Source organism: Streptococcus infantis (assembly GCF_000963255.1).
In the GTDB taxonomy this organism is placed as follows: domain Bacteria; phylum Bacillota; class Bacilli; order Lactobacillales; family Streptococcaceae; genus Streptococcus; species Streptococcus nidrosiense.
Genome location: NZ_JYOV01000022.1, coordinates 74,919 through 96,434 on the forward strand (window position 1 = coordinate 74,919; position 21,516 = coordinate 96,434).

At 39.8% G+C, this 21,516-nt stretch carries 26 protein-coding genes; 8 read left to right on the forward strand and 18 right to left on the reverse strand.

Annotated elements, in window-relative coordinates:
• Positions 1 to 32 precede the first annotated feature (32 nt).
• The 4 genes from metG to TZ96_RS08925 form a co-directional block, all read right to left on the reverse strand.
• Positions 33 to 2,030, reverse strand: a complete 1,998-nt coding sequence (gene metG / locus TZ96_RS08910; protein WP_045763772.1) for a methionine--tRNA ligase — start codon at positions 2,028 to 2,030, stop codon at positions 33 to 35.
• 135 nt (positions 2,031 to 2,165) lie between these two features.
• On the reverse strand, positions 2,166 to 3,425 hold the full coding sequence (locus TZ96_RS08915) for an ABC transporter permease (protein ID WP_045763773.1): 1,260 nt from the start codon (positions 3,423 to 3,425) through the stop codon (positions 2,166 to 2,168).
• A 1-nt stretch (position 3,426) separates the two neighbouring features.
• The gene (locus tag TZ96_RS08920; RefSeq protein WP_045763774.1) at positions 3,427 to 4,128 is read right to left on the reverse strand and encodes an ABC transporter ATP-binding protein; all 702 of its coding nucleotides are present in this window, start codon (positions 4,126 to 4,128) and stop codon (positions 3,427 to 3,429) included.
• Complete coding sequence (locus TZ96_RS08925; RefSeq protein WP_045763775.1) at positions 4,112 to 5,299, reverse strand: efflux RND transporter periplasmic adaptor subunit; 1,188 nt, start codon at positions 5,297 to 5,299, stop codon at positions 4,112 to 4,114. The genes TZ96_RS08920 and TZ96_RS08925 overlap by 17 nt, the downstream gene beginning before the upstream one ends.
• A 239-nt stretch (positions 5,300 to 5,538) precedes the next feature.
• Here TZ96_RS08925 and gor point away from each other — a divergent pair, with 239 nt between their 5' ends.
• Both gor and TZ96_RS08935 read left to right on the forward strand, forming a co-directional pair.
• Positions 5,539 to 6,885 carry a glutathione-disulfide reductase gene (gene gor / locus TZ96_RS08930; RefSeq protein WP_045763776.1) on the forward strand — a complete coding sequence of 449 codons (1,347 nt, stop codon included), beginning with the start codon at positions 5,539 to 5,541 and terminating at the stop codon, positions 6,883 to 6,885.
• 340 nt (positions 6,886 to 7,225) lie between these two features.
• A complete protein-coding gene (locus tag TZ96_RS08935) occupies positions 7,226 to 7,765 on the forward strand; it encodes a biotin transporter BioY (RefSeq protein WP_045763777.1) in 540 nt (179 codons plus the stop codon).
• A 51-nt stretch (positions 7,766 to 7,816) separates the two neighbouring features.
• On the opposite strand, the gene TZ96_RS08940 is transcribed toward TZ96_RS08935, so the two are convergent.
• Positions 7,817 to 8,032 carry a YdbC family protein gene (locus TZ96_RS08940; RefSeq protein WP_000807425.1) on the reverse strand — a complete coding sequence of 72 codons (216 nt, stop codon included), beginning with the start codon at positions 8,030 to 8,032 and terminating at the stop codon, positions 7,817 to 7,819.
• Positions 8,033 to 8,130: 98 nt separating this feature from the next.
• On the opposite strand from TZ96_RS08940, the gene TZ96_RS08945 reads away from it, so the two are divergent.
• The gene (locus TZ96_RS08945) at positions 8,131 to 8,451 is read left to right on the forward strand and encodes a hypothetical protein (RefSeq protein WP_045763778.1); all 321 of its coding nucleotides are present in this window, start codon (positions 8,131 to 8,133) and stop codon (positions 8,449 to 8,451) included.
• A 30-nt stretch (positions 8,452 to 8,481) separates the two neighbouring features.
• On the opposite strand, the gene TZ96_RS08950 is transcribed toward TZ96_RS08945, so the two are convergent.
• From TZ96_RS08950 to rpsP, 7 genes are all read right to left on the reverse strand, one after another.
• Positions 8,482 to 8,820, reverse strand: coding sequence for an ATP cone domain-containing protein (locus TZ96_RS08950; protein ID WP_001196044.1), 339 nt, complete (start codon positions 8,818 to 8,820; stop codon positions 8,482 to 8,484).
• A gap of 12 nt (positions 8,821 to 8,832) precedes the next feature.
• The gene (trmD, locus tag TZ96_RS08955) at positions 8,833 to 9,552 is read right to left on the reverse strand and encodes a tRNA (guanosine(37)-N1)-methyltransferase TrmD (RefSeq protein WP_045763779.1); all 720 of its coding nucleotides are present in this window, start codon (positions 9,550 to 9,552) and stop codon (positions 8,833 to 8,835) included.
• Positions 9,542 to 10,060, reverse strand: a complete 519-nt coding sequence (rimM, locus tag TZ96_RS08960; protein ID WP_045763780.1) for a ribosome maturation factor RimM — start codon at positions 10,058 to 10,060, stop codon at positions 9,542 to 9,544. The genes trmD and rimM overlap by 11 nt, the downstream gene beginning before the upstream one ends.
• A 36-nt stretch (positions 10,061 to 10,096) precedes the next feature.
• The gene (locus tag TZ96_RS08965; protein ID WP_045763781.1) at positions 10,097 to 10,879 is read right to left on the reverse strand and encodes an alpha/beta fold hydrolase; all 783 of its coding nucleotides are present in this window, start codon (positions 10,877 to 10,879) and stop codon (positions 10,097 to 10,099) included.
• Positions 10,880 to 10,974: 95 nt separating this feature from the next.
• Positions 10,975 to 11,310, reverse strand: coding sequence for a MazG nucleotide pyrophosphohydrolase domain-containing protein (locus TZ96_RS08970; RefSeq protein WP_045763782.1), 336 nt, complete (start codon positions 11,308 to 11,310; stop codon positions 10,975 to 10,977).
• A 43-nt stretch (positions 11,311 to 11,353) separates the two neighbouring features.
• Entirely contained in the window at positions 11,354 to 11,593 is a 240-nt protein-coding gene (gene kphA, locus TZ96_RS08975; protein WP_000379617.1) for an RNA-binding protein KphA, read from the reverse strand.
• Between the two features lie 19 nt (positions 11,594 to 11,612).
• Positions 11,613 to 11,885, reverse strand: a complete 273-nt coding sequence (rpsP, locus tag TZ96_RS08980; protein ID WP_000268760.1) for a 30S ribosomal protein S16 — start codon at positions 11,883 to 11,885, stop codon at positions 11,613 to 11,615.
• Positions 11,886 to 12,063: 178 nt separating this feature from the next.
• On the opposite strand from rpsP, the gene TZ96_RS10790 reads away from it, so the two are divergent.
• From TZ96_RS10790 to TZ96_RS09005, 5 genes are all read left to right on the forward strand, one after another.
• Positions 12,064 to 12,597, forward strand: coding sequence for a hypothetical protein (locus TZ96_RS10790; protein ID WP_045763783.1), 534 nt, complete (start codon positions 12,064 to 12,066; stop codon positions 12,595 to 12,597).
• Between the two features lie 113 nt (positions 12,598 to 12,710).
• A complete protein-coding gene (locus TZ96_RS08990; RefSeq protein WP_045763784.1) occupies positions 12,711 to 13,454 on the forward strand; it encodes a DeoR/GlpR family DNA-binding transcription regulator in 744 nt (247 codons plus the stop codon).
• 13 nt (positions 13,455 to 13,467) lie between these two features.
• Positions 13,468 to 14,280 (forward strand): Cof-type HAD-IIB family hydrolase, encoded by an 813-nt coding sequence (locus tag TZ96_RS08995; protein WP_045763785.1) that lies wholly within the window; start codon positions 13,468 to 13,470, stop codon positions 14,278 to 14,280.
• A 71-nt stretch (positions 14,281 to 14,351) separates the two neighbouring features.
• Positions 14,352 to 15,158: a peptidylprolyl isomerase gene (locus tag TZ96_RS09000; RefSeq protein ID WP_000717397.1), complete on the forward strand. Its 807-nt coding sequence runs from the start codon at positions 14,352 to 14,354 to the stop codon at positions 15,156 to 15,158.
• 28 nt (positions 15,159 to 15,186) lie between these two features.
• On the forward strand, positions 15,187 to 15,426 hold the full coding sequence (locus TZ96_RS09005) for a zinc-ribbon domain-containing protein (RefSeq protein ID WP_000600220.1): 240 nt from the start codon (positions 15,187 to 15,189) through the stop codon (positions 15,424 to 15,426).
• 61 nt (positions 15,427 to 15,487) lie between these two features.
• Here TZ96_RS09005 and abc-f read toward each other — a convergent pair whose 3' ends face one another.
• The 6 genes from abc-f to TZ96_RS09035 all read right to left on the reverse strand — a co-directional run bounded on the left by abc-f (position 15,488) and on the right by TZ96_RS09035 (position 21,505).
• On the reverse strand, positions 15,488 to 17,029 hold the full coding sequence (abc-f, locus tag TZ96_RS09010; protein ID WP_045763786.1) for a ribosomal protection-like ABC-F family protein: 1,542 nt from the start codon (positions 17,027 to 17,029) through the stop codon (positions 15,488 to 15,490).
• Complete coding sequence (locus TZ96_RS09015) at positions 17,026 to 17,508, reverse strand: VanZ family protein (RefSeq protein WP_045763787.1); 483 nt, start codon at positions 17,506 to 17,508, stop codon at positions 17,026 to 17,028. Before TZ96_RS09015 ends, abc-f begins: the two co-directional genes overlap by 4 nt.
• A 1-nt stretch (position 17,509) precedes the next feature.
• Positions 17,510 to 18,595, reverse strand: a complete 1,086-nt coding sequence (gene rlmN / locus TZ96_RS09020) for a 23S rRNA (adenine(2503)-C(2))-methyltransferase RlmN (RefSeq protein ID WP_045763788.1) — start codon at positions 18,593 to 18,595, stop codon at positions 17,510 to 17,512.
• 16 nt (positions 18,596 to 18,611) lie between these two features.
• The gene (locus tag TZ96_RS09025; protein WP_045763789.1) at positions 18,612 to 19,145 is read right to left on the reverse strand and encodes a YutD family protein; all 534 of its coding nucleotides are present in this window, start codon (positions 19,143 to 19,145) and stop codon (positions 18,612 to 18,614) included.
• Between the two features lie 165 nt (positions 19,146 to 19,310).
• The gene (gla, locus tag TZ96_RS09030; RefSeq protein ID WP_045763790.1) at positions 19,311 to 20,180 is read right to left on the reverse strand and encodes an aquaglyceroporin Gla; all 870 of its coding nucleotides are present in this window, start codon (positions 20,178 to 20,180) and stop codon (positions 19,311 to 19,313) included.
• A 158-nt stretch (positions 20,181 to 20,338) separates the two neighbouring features.
• The gene (locus TZ96_RS09035) at positions 20,339 to 21,505 is read right to left on the reverse strand and encodes an ATP-grasp domain-containing protein (RefSeq protein WP_045763791.1); all 1,167 of its coding nucleotides are present in this window, start codon (positions 21,503 to 21,505) and stop codon (positions 20,339 to 20,341) included.
• Between the last annotated feature and the right edge of the window lie 11 nt (positions 21,506 to 21,516).

A 21,516-nucleotide genomic window follows, 5' to 3' on the forward strand; every position in this document is an offset into this window, starting at 1 on the left:
AAAGAACCAGCTTAAACTGGTCCTTTTAGATCTTATCCAATCACACTTCCGTTTGGTACAGACGGATCTACTGTGAGAAGGGTTAATTTGCCATCATGTTCAGCTGAGAGGATCATACCTTGGCTGACATATTTTTTCATCATTTTACGTGGTTTAAGGTTGGCAACGATTTGGACTTTCTTGCCGACCAATTCTTGTTCGTTTGGATAGTACTTAGCAATACCAGAAAGGATTTGACGGTCTTCACCGTCACCAGCATCCAAGCGGAATTGAAGCAACTTGTCAGAACCTTCTACTTTAGAAACTTCTTTCACTTCAGCAACACGGATTTCAACCTTGTCAAAGTCCTCAAATTTGATTTCTTCCTTGTTGAGTTTGAGTTCAACTTCATCAGGATTCCATTCTTTTTCGACTGCTGGTTTGTTACCTTCCATTTGTTCCTTGATATAGGCGATTTCTTCTTCCATATCGAGACGTGGGAAGATTGGTGTTCCTTTGGCAATTACAGTTACACCTGCAGGTAAATCAGCCAAGCTCAAGTTTTCAAGGCTAGAAACTTCTGCGAGTCCAAGTTGAGTCAAGACTGCACGACTGGTTTCCATCATAAATGGTTCAATCATGTGAGCTACGACACGAAGGCTGGCTGCCAAATGGCTCATAACACTTGCCAATTGGTCACGAAGGGCTTCATCCTTAGCCAAGACCCATGGGGCTGTCTCATCGATGTATTTGTTGGTACGTGAGATAAGAGTCCAGACTGCTTCAAGCGCACGTGGGTAGTCAACTGCTTCCATGTAGGTATGGTAGTCGGCGATTGATTGTTCTGCTACTTGAGCAAGAGCATTGTCAAACTCTGTCACACCTTCTACGTAAGCAGGGATTTGCCCATCAAAGTACTTGTTGATCATAGAAACCGTACGGTTGAGGAGGTTTCCAAGGTCATTTGCCAATTCATAGTTGATACGACCTACATAGTCTTCTGGAGTGAAGGTTCCGTCTGAACCAACTGGAAGGCTACGCATGAGGTAGTAACGAAGTGGATCGAGACCAAAACGCTCTATCAACATTTCAGGATAGACAACGTTCCCTTTAGACTTAGACATCTTGCCGTCTTTCATGACAAACCAGCCATGCCCAATCAAACGTTCTGGCAATTTGATATCCAACATCATGAGAAGGATTGGCCAGTAAATTGAGTGGAAACGAAGGATGTCTTTCCCTACCATGTGGAAGACTGTTCCATTCCAGAACTTGTCAAAGTTAGCGTGTTCTTCTTGATCGTAGCCAAGAGCTGTCACATAATTTAGAAGGGCATCAAACCAAACGTAAACAACGTGTTTTGGATTTGATGGAACTGGCACACCCCATGTAAAGGTTGTACGTGATACTGCCAAGTCTTCCAATCCTGGCTCGATAAAGTTTTTCAACATTTCATTGAGACGACCATCTGGAGTGATGAAGTCAGGATGTGATTTGAAAAATTCAACCAAACGGTCTTGGTATTTGCTGAGACGAAGGAAGTAAGACTCTTCTGAAACCCATTCCACTTCGTGGCCTGATGGAGCGATACCACCAGTTACATTTCCAGATTCGTCACGGAAAACTTCCGCAAGTTGACTTTCTGTAAAGAATTCCTCATCTGAAACTGAATACCAACCAGAGTATTCACCCAAGTAAATATCATCTTGAGCAAGCAAGCGTTCAAAGACTTGAGCTACTACTTTTTCATGGTAGTCATCAGTTGTACGGATAAATTTATCGTATGAGATATCCAATAATTTCCAAAGTTCTTTAACTCCAACTGCCATACCATCAACATAAGCTTGAGGCGTGATGCCAGCTTCTTCTGCTTTTTGCTGAATCTTTTGACCATGCTCATCCAAACCTGTCAAATAAAAGACATCGTAGCCCATCAGGCGTTTGTAGCGAGCTAAGACATCACAAGCGATGGTTGTGTAGGCAGAACCGATATGAAGTTTACCAGATGGATAGTAAATCGGTGTTGTAATATAAAAATTCTTTTCAGACATAATATTTCCTTTCCAGGCAAATGAAACCTGTTTTTCTAACACTTCATTATACCATATTTTTGATGATTTTCGAAAAGGAAATCCATACAAAAACAAGACAGACAAATGTCCATCTTGTTTTTCCTGTTGATTATCTTATTCATAGCGAAGTGCTTCAATCGGATCCAGTTTAGAAGCTTTATTGGCTGGTAAAACACCGAAAATCATACCGATGCCAGCTGAGACCGCTAAACTAAAGAGAGCGATTGGGATGGATACCCCAACTTCGATTCCTGCGATCATATTTTGAAGAAGGACACCTGCAAGCATAGTCACCCCTGCAGCCAGCAGAAGACCGATGACCCCACCTAACATGGTCAAAATCATGGATTCAATCAAAAACTGAACCAGAATATTAGCCCGTGTTGCTCCTAGTGCTTTACGTAGACCAATCTCACGAGTACGCTCTGTCACTGAAACGAGCATGATATTCATAACACCAGTACCACCGACAAAAAGGGAAATCCCTGCAATGGCACTAATAATCGTTGTTATGAAGCCAAAGAGTTGTTGAACTTCTTGGAAGGCTGCAGACGCATCTGCAACTTGATATTCCCCTTGTTGAAGACCTGCAATCTCTGTCATTCTTCTTGCCAACTCTGGTCCCAAAGTCTGGGTTAAGCTAGTATCATTGACACGGAAGACAATATTTGAAATCTCATCTGTGTTAAAATTAGCTGCTAGGGAAATATTGGTCGTGATTGGTAGTCCTCCGACTCCAAAGGCTTTGACTGCCTTGGCTTCTTTACTTGCATAAACACCAATAACACGGTAACTAATTTCGTTTACTTCAATAATCTGATTAAGCGCATCTTTTGCTGAACCAAAAAGGCTATTGGCTAGTTCTTCATCTAGGATGATCACACTTGCGAAATCCTTATAATCTTGCGCTCTAAGGCCACGACCTGCAATGATTTTATTTTCAACCGCATCCATATAGGTGACATTCCCACCCGTCATGTTAGCGTGTTCGACCTTTTTATCCTTATAAGTCAAGGTCACATTGGCTGAGTTGGTCACATAGTAGCTATCCACTCCCTTGAGCTTAGCAGCTTCCTTGACCCATACTTCTTGAGGTTTTGGTGGTTCAACAAAATCTTCTTCTCGACCACCAGACAAGGTCAATGCAGATTGTCTTTGTGTAAAGGAACCGTCCTTACTCTTTGTAGGTGAGAAAAAGACATGGATATCTTTCTGGGACTTGGTCATATTTTTATTGACCTGACGAGACATGGAATCACCTAAGGCCATAATCACGACAACGGAGGATACACCGATGATAATCCCGATCATGGTCAAGAAGGACCGCATCTTGTGGGCCATAATGGATGAAAAGGCAAATTTCAGATTCTGCATCTTAGTTTTCCTCCTTTTCTACGAGACCACTATCAGATGAAATGACGCCATCACGAATGACAATCTGACGCTTAGCGTAAGCAGCGATTTCAGGCTCATGCGTAACCATAATGATGGTTTTTCCTTCTTTGTTTAATTCAACCAAGAGTTGCATGATTTGATTTCCTGTTTTGGTATCAAGTGCCCCAGTCGGTTCGTCTGCCAAGATAATCGAAGGATTATTAACCAATGCACGCGCAATGGCAACCCTTTGCTTCTGACCACCTGACAACTCCGAAGGTAAATGATGGCTACGCTCGGTCAGTTCAACCTTTTCCAGATACTCTTCTGCTAATTTGCGACGTTTTGAAGCTGAAACTCCAGCATAAATCAAGGGCAATTCTACGTTTTGAAGAGCATTGAGCTTGGACAAGAGAAAGAATTGTTGAAAGACGAAGCCGATTTCCTGATTTCGAACCTTGGCTAATTGTTTTTCACCCAAACCAGCTACTTCTTTTCCATCTAGAAAATACTGCCCACTTGTAGGTGTATCTAACATACCGATGGTATTCATGAGGGTGGACTTACCAGAACCTGATGGTCCCATGATTGCTACAAATTCTCCCTCATGAACTTCTAGGTTAATATTCTTGAGGACTAGTAGTTCTTGGTCACCATTACGATAGCTACGACAGATATTTTTGAGGCTAATTAGTTGCTTCATCAGTCTTCACCTCTTTTCCTTCTTGCAAGGAAGCTGTCGGATTACTGATGACTTTTGCTCCATCTGTCAGACCAGATGTGATTTCTTGATTTTCTGCATCTGCATTGCCCAAACCAACTTCAACTTTTTTGGCCTTTTGATTTTCATCAAGGATCCAAACATAGTTTTTCTCTTCTTCCATGACTACGCTGGTGATCGGAACAATCAATGCTTTGCTAGTGCTTTTCACTTCAACACTGACTGTAAAGCCCTGTTTCAAATCACCGATTTCACTAGTTACATCGACTGTATATGGATATTTAGAACCTGTGTTGGAAGCAGCTAAGCTACTACTTGCTTCACTGTTATTTTTTGGATAATTTGAAATATAGCTAATCTTACCATTCCAAGTTTTATCTGGATAAACCTTGGAAGTGAAAGTGACTTCTTGGCCTACAGATAGATTGGCAAGGTTGTACTCAGAAAGCTCTCCCTTGACCTGCAAGTTATCGTTACTTACGATATGAACCAAAACTTGACTATTTCCTGTTGGAGATTTTGAAACATTACGATTCACTTCAACAACTGTTCCCTCTACCGTACTCAATACCGTAGCAGCATTCAACTGGGCTTGAGCTTTTTCGAGTTGCGCTTCTGCATCTGCACGCACATCACGAGCATCGCTGATTTGAGAATCAATAGCAGCTGTGGCAGAACCGGATGACTGAGCTGGCGCTTGTCCAGTTGCTCCCTCTAGACCTGCTTGTGGAAGGCTAGGTGTTGCTGCAGCGGTATTTCGAGACTCATTCAATTCATTGATATGACGGTCAGCCTTAGCCACAGCACGACTGGCAGCATCATAGGCAGCCTGGGCTTCTGTACTACTATACTTGACGAGAGCCTGTCCTTCGCTGACCTGATCTCCAACAGAAACCAAGACCTCGTCTAAGTCACCCTTGCTTGCATCATAATAAATGTATTGTTCATTCTGAGCAGTAACACTCCCCGATAGGAGAACTGAAGATGCTACAGACCCCTCTTTAGCAAGGACAATCTTAGCAGTTTCATCTTTTGCTGCAGCTTGATTTGGTTGTCTTAACAGAAGAACAGCTGCTGCTCCCACTACAAGTACTGACGCCACTCCAATAGCAGTAAATAAAGGCCATTTCTTAGCTTTTGACTTTCTTTTCATAGCAATACCCCTTTTATAAATATATATGTTAAGATTATAGCACATATCCTAAAAATGGACAATTTATTTCTCATTATCCAAAAACATTTGCTGAATCTTTTATTGTTGTATTAGTTATATAATACACTTTCTTTTTTATTTTTGCAAGCATTTTCTTAAAAATTTTAAACGTAGCAGATTTTTGCATTGACCTTCAAAAAAAGATAGAATATGACTAGAAAACAACAAAGGAGCTTTCTATGAGAGAATACGATATTATCGCCATTGGAGGAGGTAGCGGGGGTATTGCTACCATGAATCGTGCTGGTGAACATGGTGCTAAAGCGGCAGTTATTGAGGAAAAGAAATTAGGTGGAACCTGTGTCAATATTGGCTGCGTTCCTAAGAAAATCATGTGGTATGGAGCTCAAATCGCAGAGAGCATCCACAAATATGGACCTGACTATGGTTTTACAAGTACTGGCAATGAATTTGATTATGCAACGCTTCGTAAAAATCGGGAAGCCTATATTGATCGTGCTCGCTCTTCTTATGGTGGAAGCTTTAAGCGTAACGGAGTTGATTTGATTGAAGGACGCGCCGAGTTCGTTGATGCTCATACTGTTAGTGTCAATGGAGAGTTGATCCGTGCTAAGCACATCGTGATTGCAACTGGGGCACATCCTCATATTCCTACCATTTCTGGTGCTGAACTAGGTGGTAGTTCTGATGATGTCTTTGCTTGGGATAAGTTGCCTGAATCTGTAGCCATTCTGGGTGCTGGTTACATTGCTGTCGAATTAGCTGGCGTGCTCCATACCCTTGGTGTGCAGACAGATTTATTCGTCCGTCGTGAGCGTCCACTTCGTGGATTTGACAGCTATATTGTTGAGAGTCTAGTTCAAGAAATGGAGAATACTGGACTAAACCTCCATACCCATAAGGTTCCTGCTAAACTTGAAGAAACTGAACAAGGCATTACCATTCATTTCGAAGATGGTAGTACTCATACTGCCAGTCAAGTTATCTGGGCAACTGGCCGCCGTCCAAACGTTGAAGGACTCCAGCTAGAAAAGGCAGGCGTTACTCTCAATGAACGTGGTTTCATCCAAGTTGACGAATACCAAAACACAGTCGTTGACGGTATCTATGCTCTTGGAGATGTGACAGGTGAAAAAGAACTGACTCCTGTTGCTATCAAAGCTGGACGTACACTCTCTGAAAGACTTTTCAACGGTAAGACCAATGCTAAAATGGACTACACTACTATTCCAACTGTAGTCTTTTCACACCCAGCTATCGGAACTGTCGGTCTGACTGAGGAAGAAGCTATCAAAGAGTATGGACAAGAAAACATTAAAGTTTATACTTCAAAATTTGCTTCTATGTATTCAGCAGTTACCAGCCACCGTCAAGAAGCTCGTTTCAAGCTCGTTACAGCAGGTGCAGATGAAAAGGTCGTTGGTCTTCATGGTATCGGCTACGGTGTTGATGAAATGATTCAAGGATTTGCAGTTGCTATCAAGATGGGAGCTACAAAAGCTGATTTTGACGCTACAGTTGCTATCCATCCAACTGGTTCAGAAGAGTTTGTTACTATGCGTTAATAATTTTAAATGAGATCATCTCGGTCATTCAGATTGAAGAAAAAGTCTATTTTGGACCATTTTCTTCAATCTTTTTCTTTTACTAGAGCAAATTATAAAACACTTAAAAATAGCATCCCATCAGGATTCCTAAGGTATATTCACCATATGGTATCCAAGCTCTATAAGGCTAATCTTTTTATTACGGATAAGATTTATCTGTGTTTTGAAAAATCTCTTGGCCTCCGGCTCTCTCTAAATCGGCCGTTACAATTTTGTAACCTTTGTTTTTAAAATAGGTTGACAATTATGTTTCTTAAAGTATAATAGTTACTATAAATTACAAAAGAGGTTAACTATTATGAAAAAAGCACACATTTATGCTATTCCAGCTATCGGGGCTGCTCTGATTGCAGTATTAGCCCAAATCAGTATCCCAATTGGACCAGTACCATTTACTCTACAAAACTTTGCTATCGGACTCATTGCTACTGTTTTTAGACCAAGGGAAGCCGTTCTTTCTGTTGGTCTCTATCTCTTGCTGGGTGCTATCGGTATTCCTGTCTTTGCCAGTGGGGGAGCTGGTTTTCATGTTTTGGTAGGTCCAAGCGCTGGCTATCTTTGGTTTGACCTTGTCTATGCTGGACTTACGTCCTATCTTATCCATAAGAAAAGTGGCTATATTCGTATCTTTCTTGCAAATCTCTTGGGAGATTCCCTTGTTTTTGTTGGTGGTATTCTCAGCCTCCACTTCCTTGCTGGTATGCCTTTTGATAAAGCACTAGCTGTCGGTGTCATTCCCTTTATCATTCCTGATCTTGCAAAAATCCTTGCCATCAGTTTTATCGGTCGACCACACCTTCAACGTCTCCGTACTCAATCCTATTTTTCAAGCAAATAAAAAGAGGCCGGGTTTTTCCCAGCTTCTTTTGGATTATTCTTACATGATTGCTTATTGATTCTTAAAGGCATCGACCATCACTTGAAACTCCTCGTTTGAGAGGGTGATTCCTTTCCCCATCTTAGTGTGGTCTGGACTCCAAGCACGAATGTCAAACTTTGCTGGTGCACCATTAAAGCTGACACGATTGATTTCCTTGGTCCAACCTTTTTCATTCTCTGAGAGCGTAAGTAAGTGTTCTTCGATTTCAAATGTAAATTCTGCCATTGTATTCTCCTTTTGATTGTCTTCACTTGATTATTCGTAAAATCTTGTAGATTTTTTTAAAATTGTATATAATAATGGTAAAAAGAAGGGAGGCTCCGATGAAAGATTTATTTAAACATATTCAACAAAAATTCCAAGGATTTCTCAACGGACGAGAAGAACCAGATCATTCCAAAGCTGACTCCCTGACAAGTGCCATTAAAGAGGCACTCCTGAAAAAAACTGCTGTCCACATTATTTTTTCAGATACAAGTTTTACAGGGGATATCATCAAATTTGATACGGACCGCCAGCAAATTATCGTTAAAAATTTTGCAAAAAATGTGACCCGCATTATTCGAATCCCAGATATTCAAAAAATAAGTTTTGTTCCCTCAACTGTCCAAACTGCCCAAAAAAATCGATTCAAGAAAGAGTGAGATGTGTTTTCTTCATCTCACTCTTTTCTATTAACGAATTTGTTCAAAATGAAGGTGAACAGCAATGTGTTCTCCGTAACCACTTCTCTCTAAATCCCGTTGCAAACGGTAAGAGATATAGTGTTCAGCGATGGTGATGTAACCTGCACCAAGCAAGCGATGCTCAACCATTGATTGAATCATGCTGATTGTCGCACGCTCCACTTTTGCCTCTTCTAGATCCAAGACAACTTTCTTAGTTACCTGAGCTAGATTTTGACGTAAATCATCTGTCAAAACATAAACCGTTTGAGCAGCTTTGAGAATGGCTTGATAGATTTTATCTGGATCAAAGTCAGCAACTTGTCCATCACGTTTAATGACTTGCATAGGCTTCTCCTTTTAATTTGTATTTTCTTTAATGTCCGCTAATATTTTAGCTTCTTCTGCTGTTAATTCATAATGTTCCAACAAATCTGGTCTACGCTCATAAGTTTTTTTGAGACTCTCATAGAGACGCCATTGGCGAATCTTCTCATGATGCCCACTCATAAGCACTTCTGGAACCACCATACCTCGATAATCATAGGGACGTGTGTACTGAGGATATTCAAGGAGCCCAGATGAAAAGCTATCATCTTGGTGACTGGTTTCTTTCCCAATCACTTCTGGTATCAAGCGAACCGTCGCATCAATCATGGTCATAGCCGCCAATTCTCCTCCAGTTAGCACATAATCACCCAGGGAAATCTCATCTGTTACCAAGGTCTTAATGCGCTCATCATAGCCCTCGTAGTGACCACAGATAAAGATGAGTTCCTCTTCTTGTGCTAAATCTTCAGCATAAGCCTGGTCAAACTGCTTACCAGCAGGATCCAAAAGGATCACGCGCGGATTTTTCTTTTGAATAGTATCAAAGGCATCAAAGATTGGCTGAGCACGCAGCAACATCCCTTGACCACCGCCATATGGTTCATCATCCACATGACGGGCCTTTTCAGCATAGTCACGAAAATTATGATACTGGATATCTAAAAGCCCCTTTTCACGGGCCTTTCCAACGATAGAATGTTCTAGCGGAGAGAACATCTCTGGAAAGAGGGTTAAAATATCAATCTTCATCGTCTAACCCTTCTAAGAGTTCTACATCCACGCGCTTATTAGGAATATCAACATTGAGCACGACCGGTGGGATATATGGTAAAAGCAGATCACGTTTTCCCTTACGCTTAACTACCCAAACATCATTGGCCCCTGGTTGCAAGATTTCCTTAATGGTTCCAATCAAGTTGTCACCCTCGTAGACCTCTAGTCCAATAATCTCGTGATAGTAAAATTCACCCTCATCCAGGTCATTAAGGTTTTCTTCCGCAACCTTCAAACTGTAGCCCTTGTATTTTTCGATATCATTGATGTGATACATATCCTTAAATTTGATGATATCAAAGTTTTTCTGTTTACGGTGGCTAGCGATGGTCACTGTTTTGACAAACTGATCTTTTTCATCAAACAAGGCCAGCTCTGCACCTTTTTTAAAGCGTTCTTCCGAAAAATCCGTCACAGATAAGACTCTCATCTCACCTTGCAAACCTTGTGTATTGACGATTTTTCCAACGTTAAAATAGTTCATTTGATCTCCTGTAATTTCCTTATCTCCATTTTCTTCTTACAATTTTTTAATAATATCTACAATTTTCTCTGATTCGGACCACTGTAAATAATGGTGATTCCCTCCTAAAATAAGTTTAGTATTGGAAGCCCAATATTCTGATTCTCTGTACTCTTTTTCTCTATAAGCCTGACAAAAAATAAATACAGGGATATGAGATTCTATCGACAAATTCTCAAAATCTTCCTCAGTAATTTCTCCAGATATCTGAAATTCTGGATCTTGATTTTCCAACTCTAATCCTTTTTCTTGCATTAATTTCCAGATTTCTTTGTTAGTTTCAGGGTTAAATGTGGATTGAGTTAAGTTCTTAAAATAAAGTTCAGGACCAAATTCTTCAATCAGTCTCATTTGCTCTTCCATTTCTGGATAAGAATTTTCTGAAAAATCAGCAAACATTACTTTTTTAGTGGTCGGTTCAAGCGCTACTAAAGCCTGACACTTAATTGGTTTGTTGAGCAATTTGCAAGCTAAAATTCCACTCAAACTATGTGCACAAAGTATATATTCAGAAATCGCCAATTCTTCAAGTACTTCATAAACTGCATCTGCAAGATTATCCAGATTTTTTCCAGCTTGGTCATGAATCGGACTCCTACCTGTGTTCGGAAAATCAATTGTCAAATAACCAATTGTAGGAGGAAGTTTTTCAAGTATAAGTGAAAAATTTTCATAACTTGGTAGCAAACCTGCGCCATTTAAACAAACAAGCACTTTCTTTTGCTTTTTATAAGTAACAGAGAGACCGCCAATTTTTGTAGTTACTTCAAACCTCTTCATAAAGAAATCCACTCATTCTATAACAATGATTTATTAAAAATCCTTATCCTTTATTTTATCACGTTCCAGGGATTTTCACAAGTTGGAGGAAAAAGCTAGTTCTGATCTTCGGCTTCTAAAAATCCTTCCAAATCTCGTTCATGCTGATATTTGATAGCTGCCTTTTTGTCTTTTTCAAAAATGGTCTTGGTTAGATCAATGTCGTTGATGGCTGCAATTGCAATGGTGTAGTGAATGATATCAGCAAGTTCTTTAGCAAGTTCCTCGTTCGAGTCTTGAACACCCTCTTTTCGACCAGAGCGTCCATTTAAAACTTCAGCTACTTCACCAACTTCTTCTACCAATTTGATAAAAAGACCTTCCTCAGTCCGAGACTGCTGGTAATGTTCGAGTAAGTAGTCTTGTAATTGTCTAAACGTTAAATCCTTCATATTCTGCTCCTTGCAAAAAAGCGAGACTTCCGTCCCGCTTTTCTTATTTTTCGTCAATAACGATTCTTACTTTTTTGTCTTCAGTTGGGACAGAGTAGACAATCGTTCTTATCGCAGAGATAGTGCGACCCTTACGACCAATCACACGACCCACATCGCTTTGGTCAAGATCCAAATGATACTCCAAAAATTCTGGTGTATCTTCAATCTTGATAGTTAAGGCATCTGGTTGTGAAATCAAAGGTTTCACAATTGCAATAATGAGATTTTCAATCGTATCCATCTGTCAACCTACTTTAGAATTATTTAGAGAATTTAGAATCGTGGAATTTTTTCAATACGCCTTCTTTTGAAAGGATGTTGCGTACTGTATCTGAAGGTTGAGCTCCATCAGCCAACCATGCAAGAACGCGGTCTTCTTTCAAAGTTACTTGGTTTTCAGCAACAAGTGGGTTGTAAGTTCCAACTGTTTCGATGAAACGTCCGTCACGTGGTGAACGTGAATCTGCTACGTTAATACGGTAGAAAGGTTTTTTCTTAGAACCCATACGAGTCAAACGGATTTTTACTGCCATTTTTAATATCTCTTTTCTTTTATTTTTTATTTCGGTGAAATAGCTGAGCTATTTAGCACATGTTCTATTATAACAGATTTCTAAGAGGTGTCAAGAAAAAAACTTGACAGACTTTAAAGTTTTTAAATTTTTTAGAAATTTGTTAGACTAGTAGGTATAAATTAGAAAGAGAAACTTTATGAATACTAGTTTAGAGAATATTTACAAAGATCATCAAGTCAAACCTTATATCTCTCCTGATCGTGATATAGAGGCTTGGCTACTAAATCCCAAGCCTGTTCCCAAGCGAAATATGAAATTACTAGAAGACAATCTCCTGGCAGGAGATATCATCCTCCTCTGGCGAATTCAGTTTGGTACCTTTACTACAGAAACTTGGTTTCCAAAATATTTTGAGTATTCTTATGGAATTGACGCACCAAAACATTTAGAAACGCTTGTTGAAAAAGGCTATGCTCTTGTTGAAACTGCTTTTGATTCGCTGGATCATATCAATGCTACAATGAAAAAGAATATCCTTAAAAAGAAGGGTGTTACTGGACTCTCTAAGATGAAGGCTGCAGATCTGGACCAAGCCCTTCATGACCATTTTTCAGAAGAGGAATTAGCTAGTCTCTTTTCGATTCGCGGTTATAAACTAACTCCAAAAGGAGAACAGGCTCTCAAGGACCATCAGGCAATCATTGACCGCCATCCAAAGAAGAATCTTTAATCAACCAAGTCAGGTTGATTTTTTTGTAAATCATTTAAAACACTTATAAAACATTACAATTATTGACAATCACTTACAAAAGAGGTATATTAGTATTAAAAGAGGGAATTCATATGTACCAAGAACAACGATTAGAAGAAATCATTAAACTTTTAGAGGATAGAGGAAGTCTATCAGCAAAAGAAATGGTTGACCATTTCCATGTTTCCAAAGATACCATCCGTAGAGATTTTGCTATTCTCGCAAAGGAAAAACGAGCAAAAAGAACTCATGGAGGTTTATTGCCAATCCAAAAGCAAAGGATTCTTGGTTATAAAGGTCGAGCAGGACAGTCTTCCAAAGAAAAAGAGAAAATTGCTCATTTAGCTACCCAACTTATTTCTGATTCACAATTAATTTTCTATGATGTTTCAACAACTGTACTTGAGTTAGCAAAAATAACAGATAAAAAAGTTACTATTTTCAGCCATTCATTGGATAATGCACTGGTCTTAGGAGAAAATGAAAATGTCGATTTTAACATTATCGGTGGACGATTTCATAAAAAGAATCGTTTCTATTACTCATTAGAAGAATCCGAATCTTTGAATAGAATTAAATTTGACTTAGCATTTTTTGGTGCAGCTAGTCTTTCAGACGGACAAGTTAGTTTTGAAGATCAAGAAGATGTTCTAATGAAAAAAAGAGCATTTAAAACCAGTAAAATTCGCGTCTTGTTAGCTGAAACCAGCAAGATAAACAAACACTCTCATTATATTCTTTCCGAACTTACAGATTTTGATTATTGGATTACAGACAAAGAACCCGACATAGAAATTCAACAATCTTTAGATGGTAAAACAACTATTCTATTTTAAAAAGGAGAAACATATGTCAGTGATAAAGTTAATCATAAGTGATATCGATGGTACCATTTTAGACCAAAATCACCAATTAGACTCTCATTTACTAGAGCTTATGCCACTTTTGAAACAAAGTGAAATTCCTTTTGTTCTAGCTTCTGCTCGCTCTCCTCTTGGTATAGCTCCAATTTCGAAAGAACTTGGAATCACAGATTTTCCAATTGCAAGTTATAATGGTGCTCTCATTAGTACAGGAGATAAAATTCTGAGTCAGCATTCTATTAATAAAAAGGAATTACTCTTACTACATGATTTTTTAACAAAAGAATTTCCGACAGTTTCAATTAATGTTTATTCTGGAAAAGATTGGTACGTAAATACTTTAGATAAATGGGTAGAAATTGAAGCACAGATTACTGGAGAGAGCCCCAAAGTTACTTCACTAGCAGATTTTCTTCAGGAAGAAAAGAATCTTATTCATAAACTTTTACTAATAGATAACGCAGCTACTATCCAGAAACTTAAAGAGACATTAGCAACCATGGATTTCCCTCAAACTGACTTTTACCTCTCGAAGGATAACTATCTTGAAGTCACACATAATCAAGTCTCAAAAAAACAAGCTCTGTTAGAATTAGCCAACTATTATCAACTATCACTTACTGAAATTATGAGTATTGGAGATAATTATAACGATATTCCAATGATTGAGACCGCTGGACTTGGTGTTGCAATGGGAAACGCTCCTACAGATGTTAAAGTCTGTGCAAATAAAGTAACAGATTCTAATGATCAAAATGGTGTAAGCAAGGCTATAAAATTGTATGTACTATCGGAATGATCACAATTGAATATTTGAAATCCACTTTCAATTAGGGTACAATGGTAGAAATGATTTTTGAAAGGATTACCATGAAAAAAATAGCAACACTTCTATTAATCTCAACTTTTGCCCTTGCTGGATGTAGCAGTATCCAACGTAGTCTCCGAGGGGATGACTATGTAGATTCTAGCTTAGCTGCCGAAGAAAGTTCCAAAGCAGCTGCCCAATCTGCCAAGGATCTCAAAGACGCCTTGACAAATGAAAATGCTAACTTCCCACAACTCTCTAAGGAAGTTGCTGAAGACGAAGCTGAAGTCATTCTCCACACCAGTCAAGGAGATATCCGCATCAAACTCTTTCCAAAGCTAGCTCCACTTGCGGTTGAAAATTTCCTAACTCACGCAAAAGAAGGCTACTATAATGGCGTTACCTTCCACCGAGTGATCGATGGCTTCATGGTCCAGACTGGTGATCCAAAAGGGGATGGTACTGGTGGGGAATCCATCTGGCATGATAAGGACAAGACTAAAGACCAGGGAACTGGTTTCAAGAGCGAAATCTCTCCTTACCTCTATAACATTCGTGGTTCTCTCTCTATGGCCAATACTGGTCAACCAAATTCAAATGGTAGCCAGTTCTTCATCAACCAAAATACGACAGATATTTCTGCCAAACTCCCTACAAGTAGCTATCCAAAGAAAATTATCGAAGCCTACAAAGAAGGTGGAAATCCTAGTCTAGACGGTAAACACCCTGTCTTTGGTCAAGTCATCGACGGTATGGATGTTGTTGACAAGATTGCCAAGGCTGAAAAAGACGAAAAAGACAAACCAACTACTGCTATCACTATTGACAGCATTGAAATTGTTAAGGACTACGATTTCAGTAAAAAATAGGATGACCCTAAAATAAGGAGATGTGAAAATGATTTTATTCTGGGGTTCAAAAGGTTACCAAAAGATCTTAGGACATACTCAAACCACTATCGAGTGTGGTCACTGTAACAATACCGACACTTGGGAAATTTCAGAAACTGGACGTAAGTTTACCCTTTACTGGATTCCACTCTTTCCTTACGGAAAAACTTATTTCGTTTCTTGCCCGATTTGTCACTACGGTAAAGAAATCCAAAAATCTGATATTGAAACCTATTTGAATTACTAGCTAAAAAGCCAAGTCACCCAGACTTGGCTTTTTCCTATTCTAGTTTTGCGGGATTCTCTTTTTATGTCAGCTGATTGAAGTCCCAGATTTGGTCCATCCAGCCTTCGTAAAAGTCTGGTTCGTGACAAACCATGAGGATAGAACCCTTGTATTCTTTCAGAGCACGTTTGAGCTCATCCTTAGCATCCACATCCAAGTGATTGGTTGGCTCGTCAAGAACGAGGACATTATTCTCGCGGTTCATCAAGAGACAGAAACGAACCTTGGCTTGTTCACCACCTGATAGAACTTGAATCTGACTTTCGATATGTTTAGTCGTCAGACCACAACGGGCAAGGGCAGCACGAACTTCGGCTTGGTTAAGTGCAGGAAAGGCATTCCACACTGCTTCTAATGGTGTTTGGCGGTTACCACCTTCCACTTCTTGTTCAAAGTATCCGAGTTCTAGATAATCACCACGTTCAACTTCCCCAGCAATAGGAGGAATAATTCCCAAAAGACTCTTCAAGAGGGTTGTTTTCCCGATACCATTGGCACCGATGATAGCAACCTTTTGATTGCGCTCAAAGGTAAGATTTAATGGTTTAGTAAGGGGACGATCGTAGCCAATCTGCAAGTCCTTGGCTTGGAAGATAAAGCGTCCAGGTGTACGAGCTGTTTTGAATTCAAAGGATGGCTTTGGTTTCTCACTTTGAAGTTCGATGATATCCATCTTGTCTAATTTCTTTTGACGAGACATAGCCATGTTACGAGTAGCAACACGCGCCTTATTACGGGCCACGAAATCCTTGAGGTCCGCAATTTCTTTCTGTTGACGTTCATATGCCGCTTCCAGTTGCGATTTCTTCATGGCATAGACTTCTTGGAACTGGTAGTAATCGCCTGAATAACGAGTCAACTGCTGATTTTCTACATGATAGACGATATTGATAACGTCGTTGAGGAAAGGAATATCGTGTGAAATAAGAACAAAGGCATTCTCATAGTTCTGGAGGTAGCGTTTGAGCCAGTCGATATGCTCAGCATCCAAGTAGTTAGTTGGCTCGTCCAGAAGCAAGATATCTGGCTTTTCAAGCAGGAGTTTTGCCAAAAGTACCTTGGTTCTTTGCCCACCTGACAAGGCTGTTACGTCTGTATCCATTCCAAAGTCCATGACACCAAGGGCACGCGCCACTTCATCGATCTTCGCATCCAAGGTATAGAAATCACGACTTTCCAAACGGTCCTGAAGTTCTCCAACTTCTTCCATCAATGCATCAATATCAGCGCCCTCTTCTGCCATTTCCATGTAGAGTTCATTGATACGTGCTTCAGCTTTGAATAATTCGTCAAAAGCTGTTCGGAGAACATCACGCACAGTTTGGCCTTCTTTAAGCACCGCATGCTGATCTAGGTAGCCAGCTGTCACATATTTAGACCATTCCACCTTACCTTCATCAGGTAACATTTTACCAGTCACGATGCTCATAAAGGTTGATTTTCCTTCACCATTGGCACCAACTAAGCCGATATGTTCACCTTTAAGGAGGCGGAAAGATACATCTTCAAAAATCGCACGGTCACCAAAACCGTGACTCAAATTTTTAACTTCTAAGATACTCATTTTAATTCCTTTGTAAGTTTGTTTACATTTAATTTTCTATAAAGAACCCAAGCTAGGTAACCACCTAGTGTGTTGGTCCATAAATCATCAATCTCAAAGACCCGATTAAAGTCAAAGAAAAAGTCTAAAACTAGCTGTATACACTCGATTCCCAAACTCAATAAAAAGCTAAACAAAATCACTTTCTTAGTATTTCTTAGACTAGGAATGAGAAAGAGAAGTTGGAAAATCAGCGGGAAAAGTAAAAGGATATTTAGAGCGTTTTGCAAAAATATCCAGAATAGCTGCAGAAGGCTAGTCACTTCACCCAGTTTCCAAAGGGAGTTAAACGGCGTCAAAAGAAAAACCAGGCGTCCAAAAGTTTGAATACCTGGAGTTTCCACTCCTGTAGGAAGTTGAGGCTGGGGAGTAAAACAAAAACAGACGATACAAAGACTGTATAAAAGCACTCCCAAGCTTAGTAATGTTTTTCGACTCATCTTATGGATTTACTTCAGCTACTGCTTTTTGGCGATCACGCTTCATGGTATTTGAACGCAATTGTCCACAAGCCGCATCGATATCTGTACCATGTTCCTGGCGAACGACACAGTTGACACCTTTTTTCTTGAGTGTATCATAGAAAGCCATGACACGTTCTTTAGGGCTTCGGCTATATTGGTCATGTTCACTAACTGGGTTGTAAGGAATCAAGTTGACATAAGACAATTTCTTGATATTCTTAAGCAATTCTGCCAACTCAAGTGCCTGCTCTACTCCATCGTTAACTTCATTGAGCATGATATACTCAAACGTCACACGGCGATTGGTAGTTTCGATGTAATACTCGATAGCTGCAAAGAGTTTTTCAATTGGGAAGGCACGGTTAATCTTCATGATGCTTGAACGAAGTTCATTGTTTGGGGCATGAAGAGAAACAGCAAGGTTGACCTGAACTCCTTCATTAGCAAATTCACGGATTTTGTGAGCCAAACCAGAAGTTGATACGGTGATATGACGAGCACCGATAGCCATCCCCTTATCATCATTGATGGTACGGATAAAGTTCAAGACATTATTGTAGTTATCAAATGGTTCTCCAATCCCCATTACAACGATATGACTAACACGTTCATCTTGTCCACGTTCGTCAAAATATTTTTGGACTAACATAATCTGCGCAACAATTTCACCGTTATTGAGGTCACGTTGCTTCTTGATCAAGCCTGATGCACAGAAGGTACAACCGATATTGCATCCTACCTGAGTCGTTACACAGACTGACAAACCGTAGTGTTGACGCATCAGCACTGTCTCAATCAACATCCCATCTGGCAACTCAAAAAGATATTTAACTGTCCCGTCAGCTGACTCTTGAACGATGCGTTGTTTCAAAGGGTTAACTACAAATTGATCATTGAGTTTGGCAATCAAATCCTTAGATAAGTTGGTCATTTCTTCAAATGATTGGACACGTTTACGGTAAAGCCACTCCCAGATTTGATCAGCACGGAATTTCTTTTCTCCTTGCTCCAAGACCCACTCTTGCATGCCTTGACGTGTTAAACTATAAATCGACGGTTTCATGTTTTCTCCTTATTCTCTAATCTTTCTTACGGATGACGAAATGACGTTGCCCCTTGTCTTCTTTCTGAGATTTCTGTTCTTTTGAACGGCGTCTATTTTTCTTATCCGTATGATTTTTTTTCTTACTTTGAGAAGTCTTTTTCCCTTTGCGAGAGTCCTTTTCTTCCTCTTTTTTGCGCATCTTTTGGTCAAATGGTGCTCGTTTAGGAGCTTCATTTTCTAGAACAAAATAGGCACAACCATAGCTACAATACTCTAGTAGGTAGTCTTGCAAGCGACTAATTTTTTCTAAAGACTCTTCAGCTCGTTCATTCTTATAAAATCCCCGTAAGCGTAACTGCTCATTACTCCAGTCTCCAACAATATAATCAAACTTGGTTAGTACTTCTGAAAAGCGTTGAGTAAAAGCTGTTGCATCAAAAGCATCCTTGCTATTTTCAACTAGAGTAAAAACAAAATCTTCAGCTTCCACTCTGTTTCCAGTCAGTTGAAATTCGGGACCAGGGAATTTATTGTAATTATATAATTCGGGTGCAATCTCTTTACGCATAATATTCCTTTTTAACGTTTACTTAGTACTCTATTTTACCATATTTTCGCCACATTTTCACCTTTAGTTTTAAAATGAAAAAAGTCTGACGATTTAAGGATTGATTCGTTAAAGATTCTTCCAATTATAAAAAGAAAAAAACTGGGTCTTCCCAGTTTTGAGTGATTATAGGTAAAGTAATTTGAAGAGTGCTACTGCTGCAATACCAGCTGCAATCGGTGCAACTACTGGTACCCAAGCATACCACCATTTTGAATCACCCTTGTGTTGACCAAGGATTGATTTTGGAAGGAAGGCATGAAGGAGACGTGGTCCAAAGTCACGAGCTGGGTTCAAACCAGGTCCTGTAGGTCCGCCAAGTGAAGTAACCAAGGCCATTACCAAGAAACCAAGAGCCAAGTGACCAACAGCAAGTCCTGAAGCTGTATGAGGCGCTACTTGAGCTTTAATTGCCAAATCAGAGAAGTCAACATTTTGACCTGCTTGAGTCGCCATTTGTTTCATGTATTGGAGAACTTCAGCACCAAAAAAGTTCTTTGTCATACCAAGTGCTGCAAAGAAGAGAACGAATGAACCAACAAACTCGTTGATAAAACCGTTAACTGTTGCTGCAAAGCGTGATTCTTTTGTACCGTTGTCAATACTTGAAATTGTTGAGAAAGTTCCCAAGATATTGTTTGCTTTTTCAGTTTGCAAGTAGTAAGGACGGTGAGTTGCAACAACCAAGGCTTGTCCGAAGATTGCTCCCAAGACTTGTGCAACGATGTATGGTGCTACTTGTGCCCAAGGGAAAAGTCCGCTAACTGCTAGACCAAGAGTGAAGGCTGGGTTGATGTGGTTACCAGAAACATTACCAAACATCAAGGCAGGGATCATAACCCCCATACCGTAACCAACAGCGATAACGAGCCAGCCACTTTGGTGACCTTTCGTACCTTTAAGTTCAACGTTGGCAACTGCACCATTTCCTAAGATAATCAAGATGGCTGTTCCCAAAAATTCAGTGGCATATTTGACTGCCCATGTGAAATCCATTGATAGATTCTCCTTAATATTTTTTAGACAATCCCTATTCTATCAATTTTTAAGCCTTTTAGCAACAGATTTTCTAAAAGAATCCTGTGGGAAAACGCTTTTATTTCAAGTCTACAAAAAAGACCTAACAAAGAGAGTTTGTTAAGTCAAAATTTTAATTATTCTTGACGCTGACCAAAGTCCTTAATCATCTGATCCATTTCTTCACGACTTGACGTCGTTAGCATATAGAGAAAGTCTCCTTGCAATTCAGCAAAGGCTGCAGGCATGATTTTCTTGACTTTGAACTGGTGACCATATTTAGCGAGCAAGTCTTCTTCTGAATAAACATAGTTGGCATTGGCACGACGAGATGTTGCCAAACAGTATAGAGGCTCGAATTGAGAAGCTGGGAATGGTTCACCCGCAACGATCGCTGCATAGCCCTTGTACAAATCAAAAGAATGGGCATAGTTATAGACATCAATGGTAAAGCCGCCAGCTGGACGGTTATTGTACTCGATAGCGATATAGTCATCACCCTCACGGAAGAACTCGATATGGAAGAAACGTTCCTTCATGCCAAATTCCTTGACAATAGCCTCACCATACTTGCGTAATTTTGGATCCATCTCCTTGAGAACATAATAAGAATTGTCCATCTTATAAATCATGAGATCGAGAGGTGTGTGTGCGTAGTCAAATGTCGTAGAAAAGACGATATTCCCATCTCTATCTACCAAACCATCGAAGGTACAGATCTCACTAGAGGTGACAAATTTTTCAAAGAAGTAAACAGTTGAATGGTCCCATTCAGTTTTAAAGTGATTGACATCATCTGCTGTTTCAAGTTTGAATGTTGCGGCTGCTCCAACTCCATTGTCAGGTTTAGCAATCATGGGAAGGCCGATCTCTTTAACAGCTTTATCAACATCTGCTTCTGTTTCAATCACCGCACCTGGCACAACTGGAACTCCAGCTTTCTTGAAGAGTTTCTTCATTTCAGACTTGAACTTAGTCTTCTTGAGGTCTTCTGTTTTAGCACCAAAAACATTAAATTGTTCACGAAGGGCAGCATCCAACTCTAGCCAGTATTCATTGTGTGATTCAATGCGGTCAATTGGACCATGTTTATAGAAAAGAAAGGCAACTGCACGTTTAACCTCATCGATATTTTCAAGATTATCAACTCGGAAATACTCAGTCAGGCTATTGCGCAATGGTTCATCTAGTTGTTCGTAGGGTTCTTGCCCAATCCCTAGAACGGTGATTCCTTTATTGGCTAGCTCAATACTAAACTGTTGGAAATTTTGTGGGTAATAGGGTGAAATTACAAGATAATTCATAAGCGACTCCT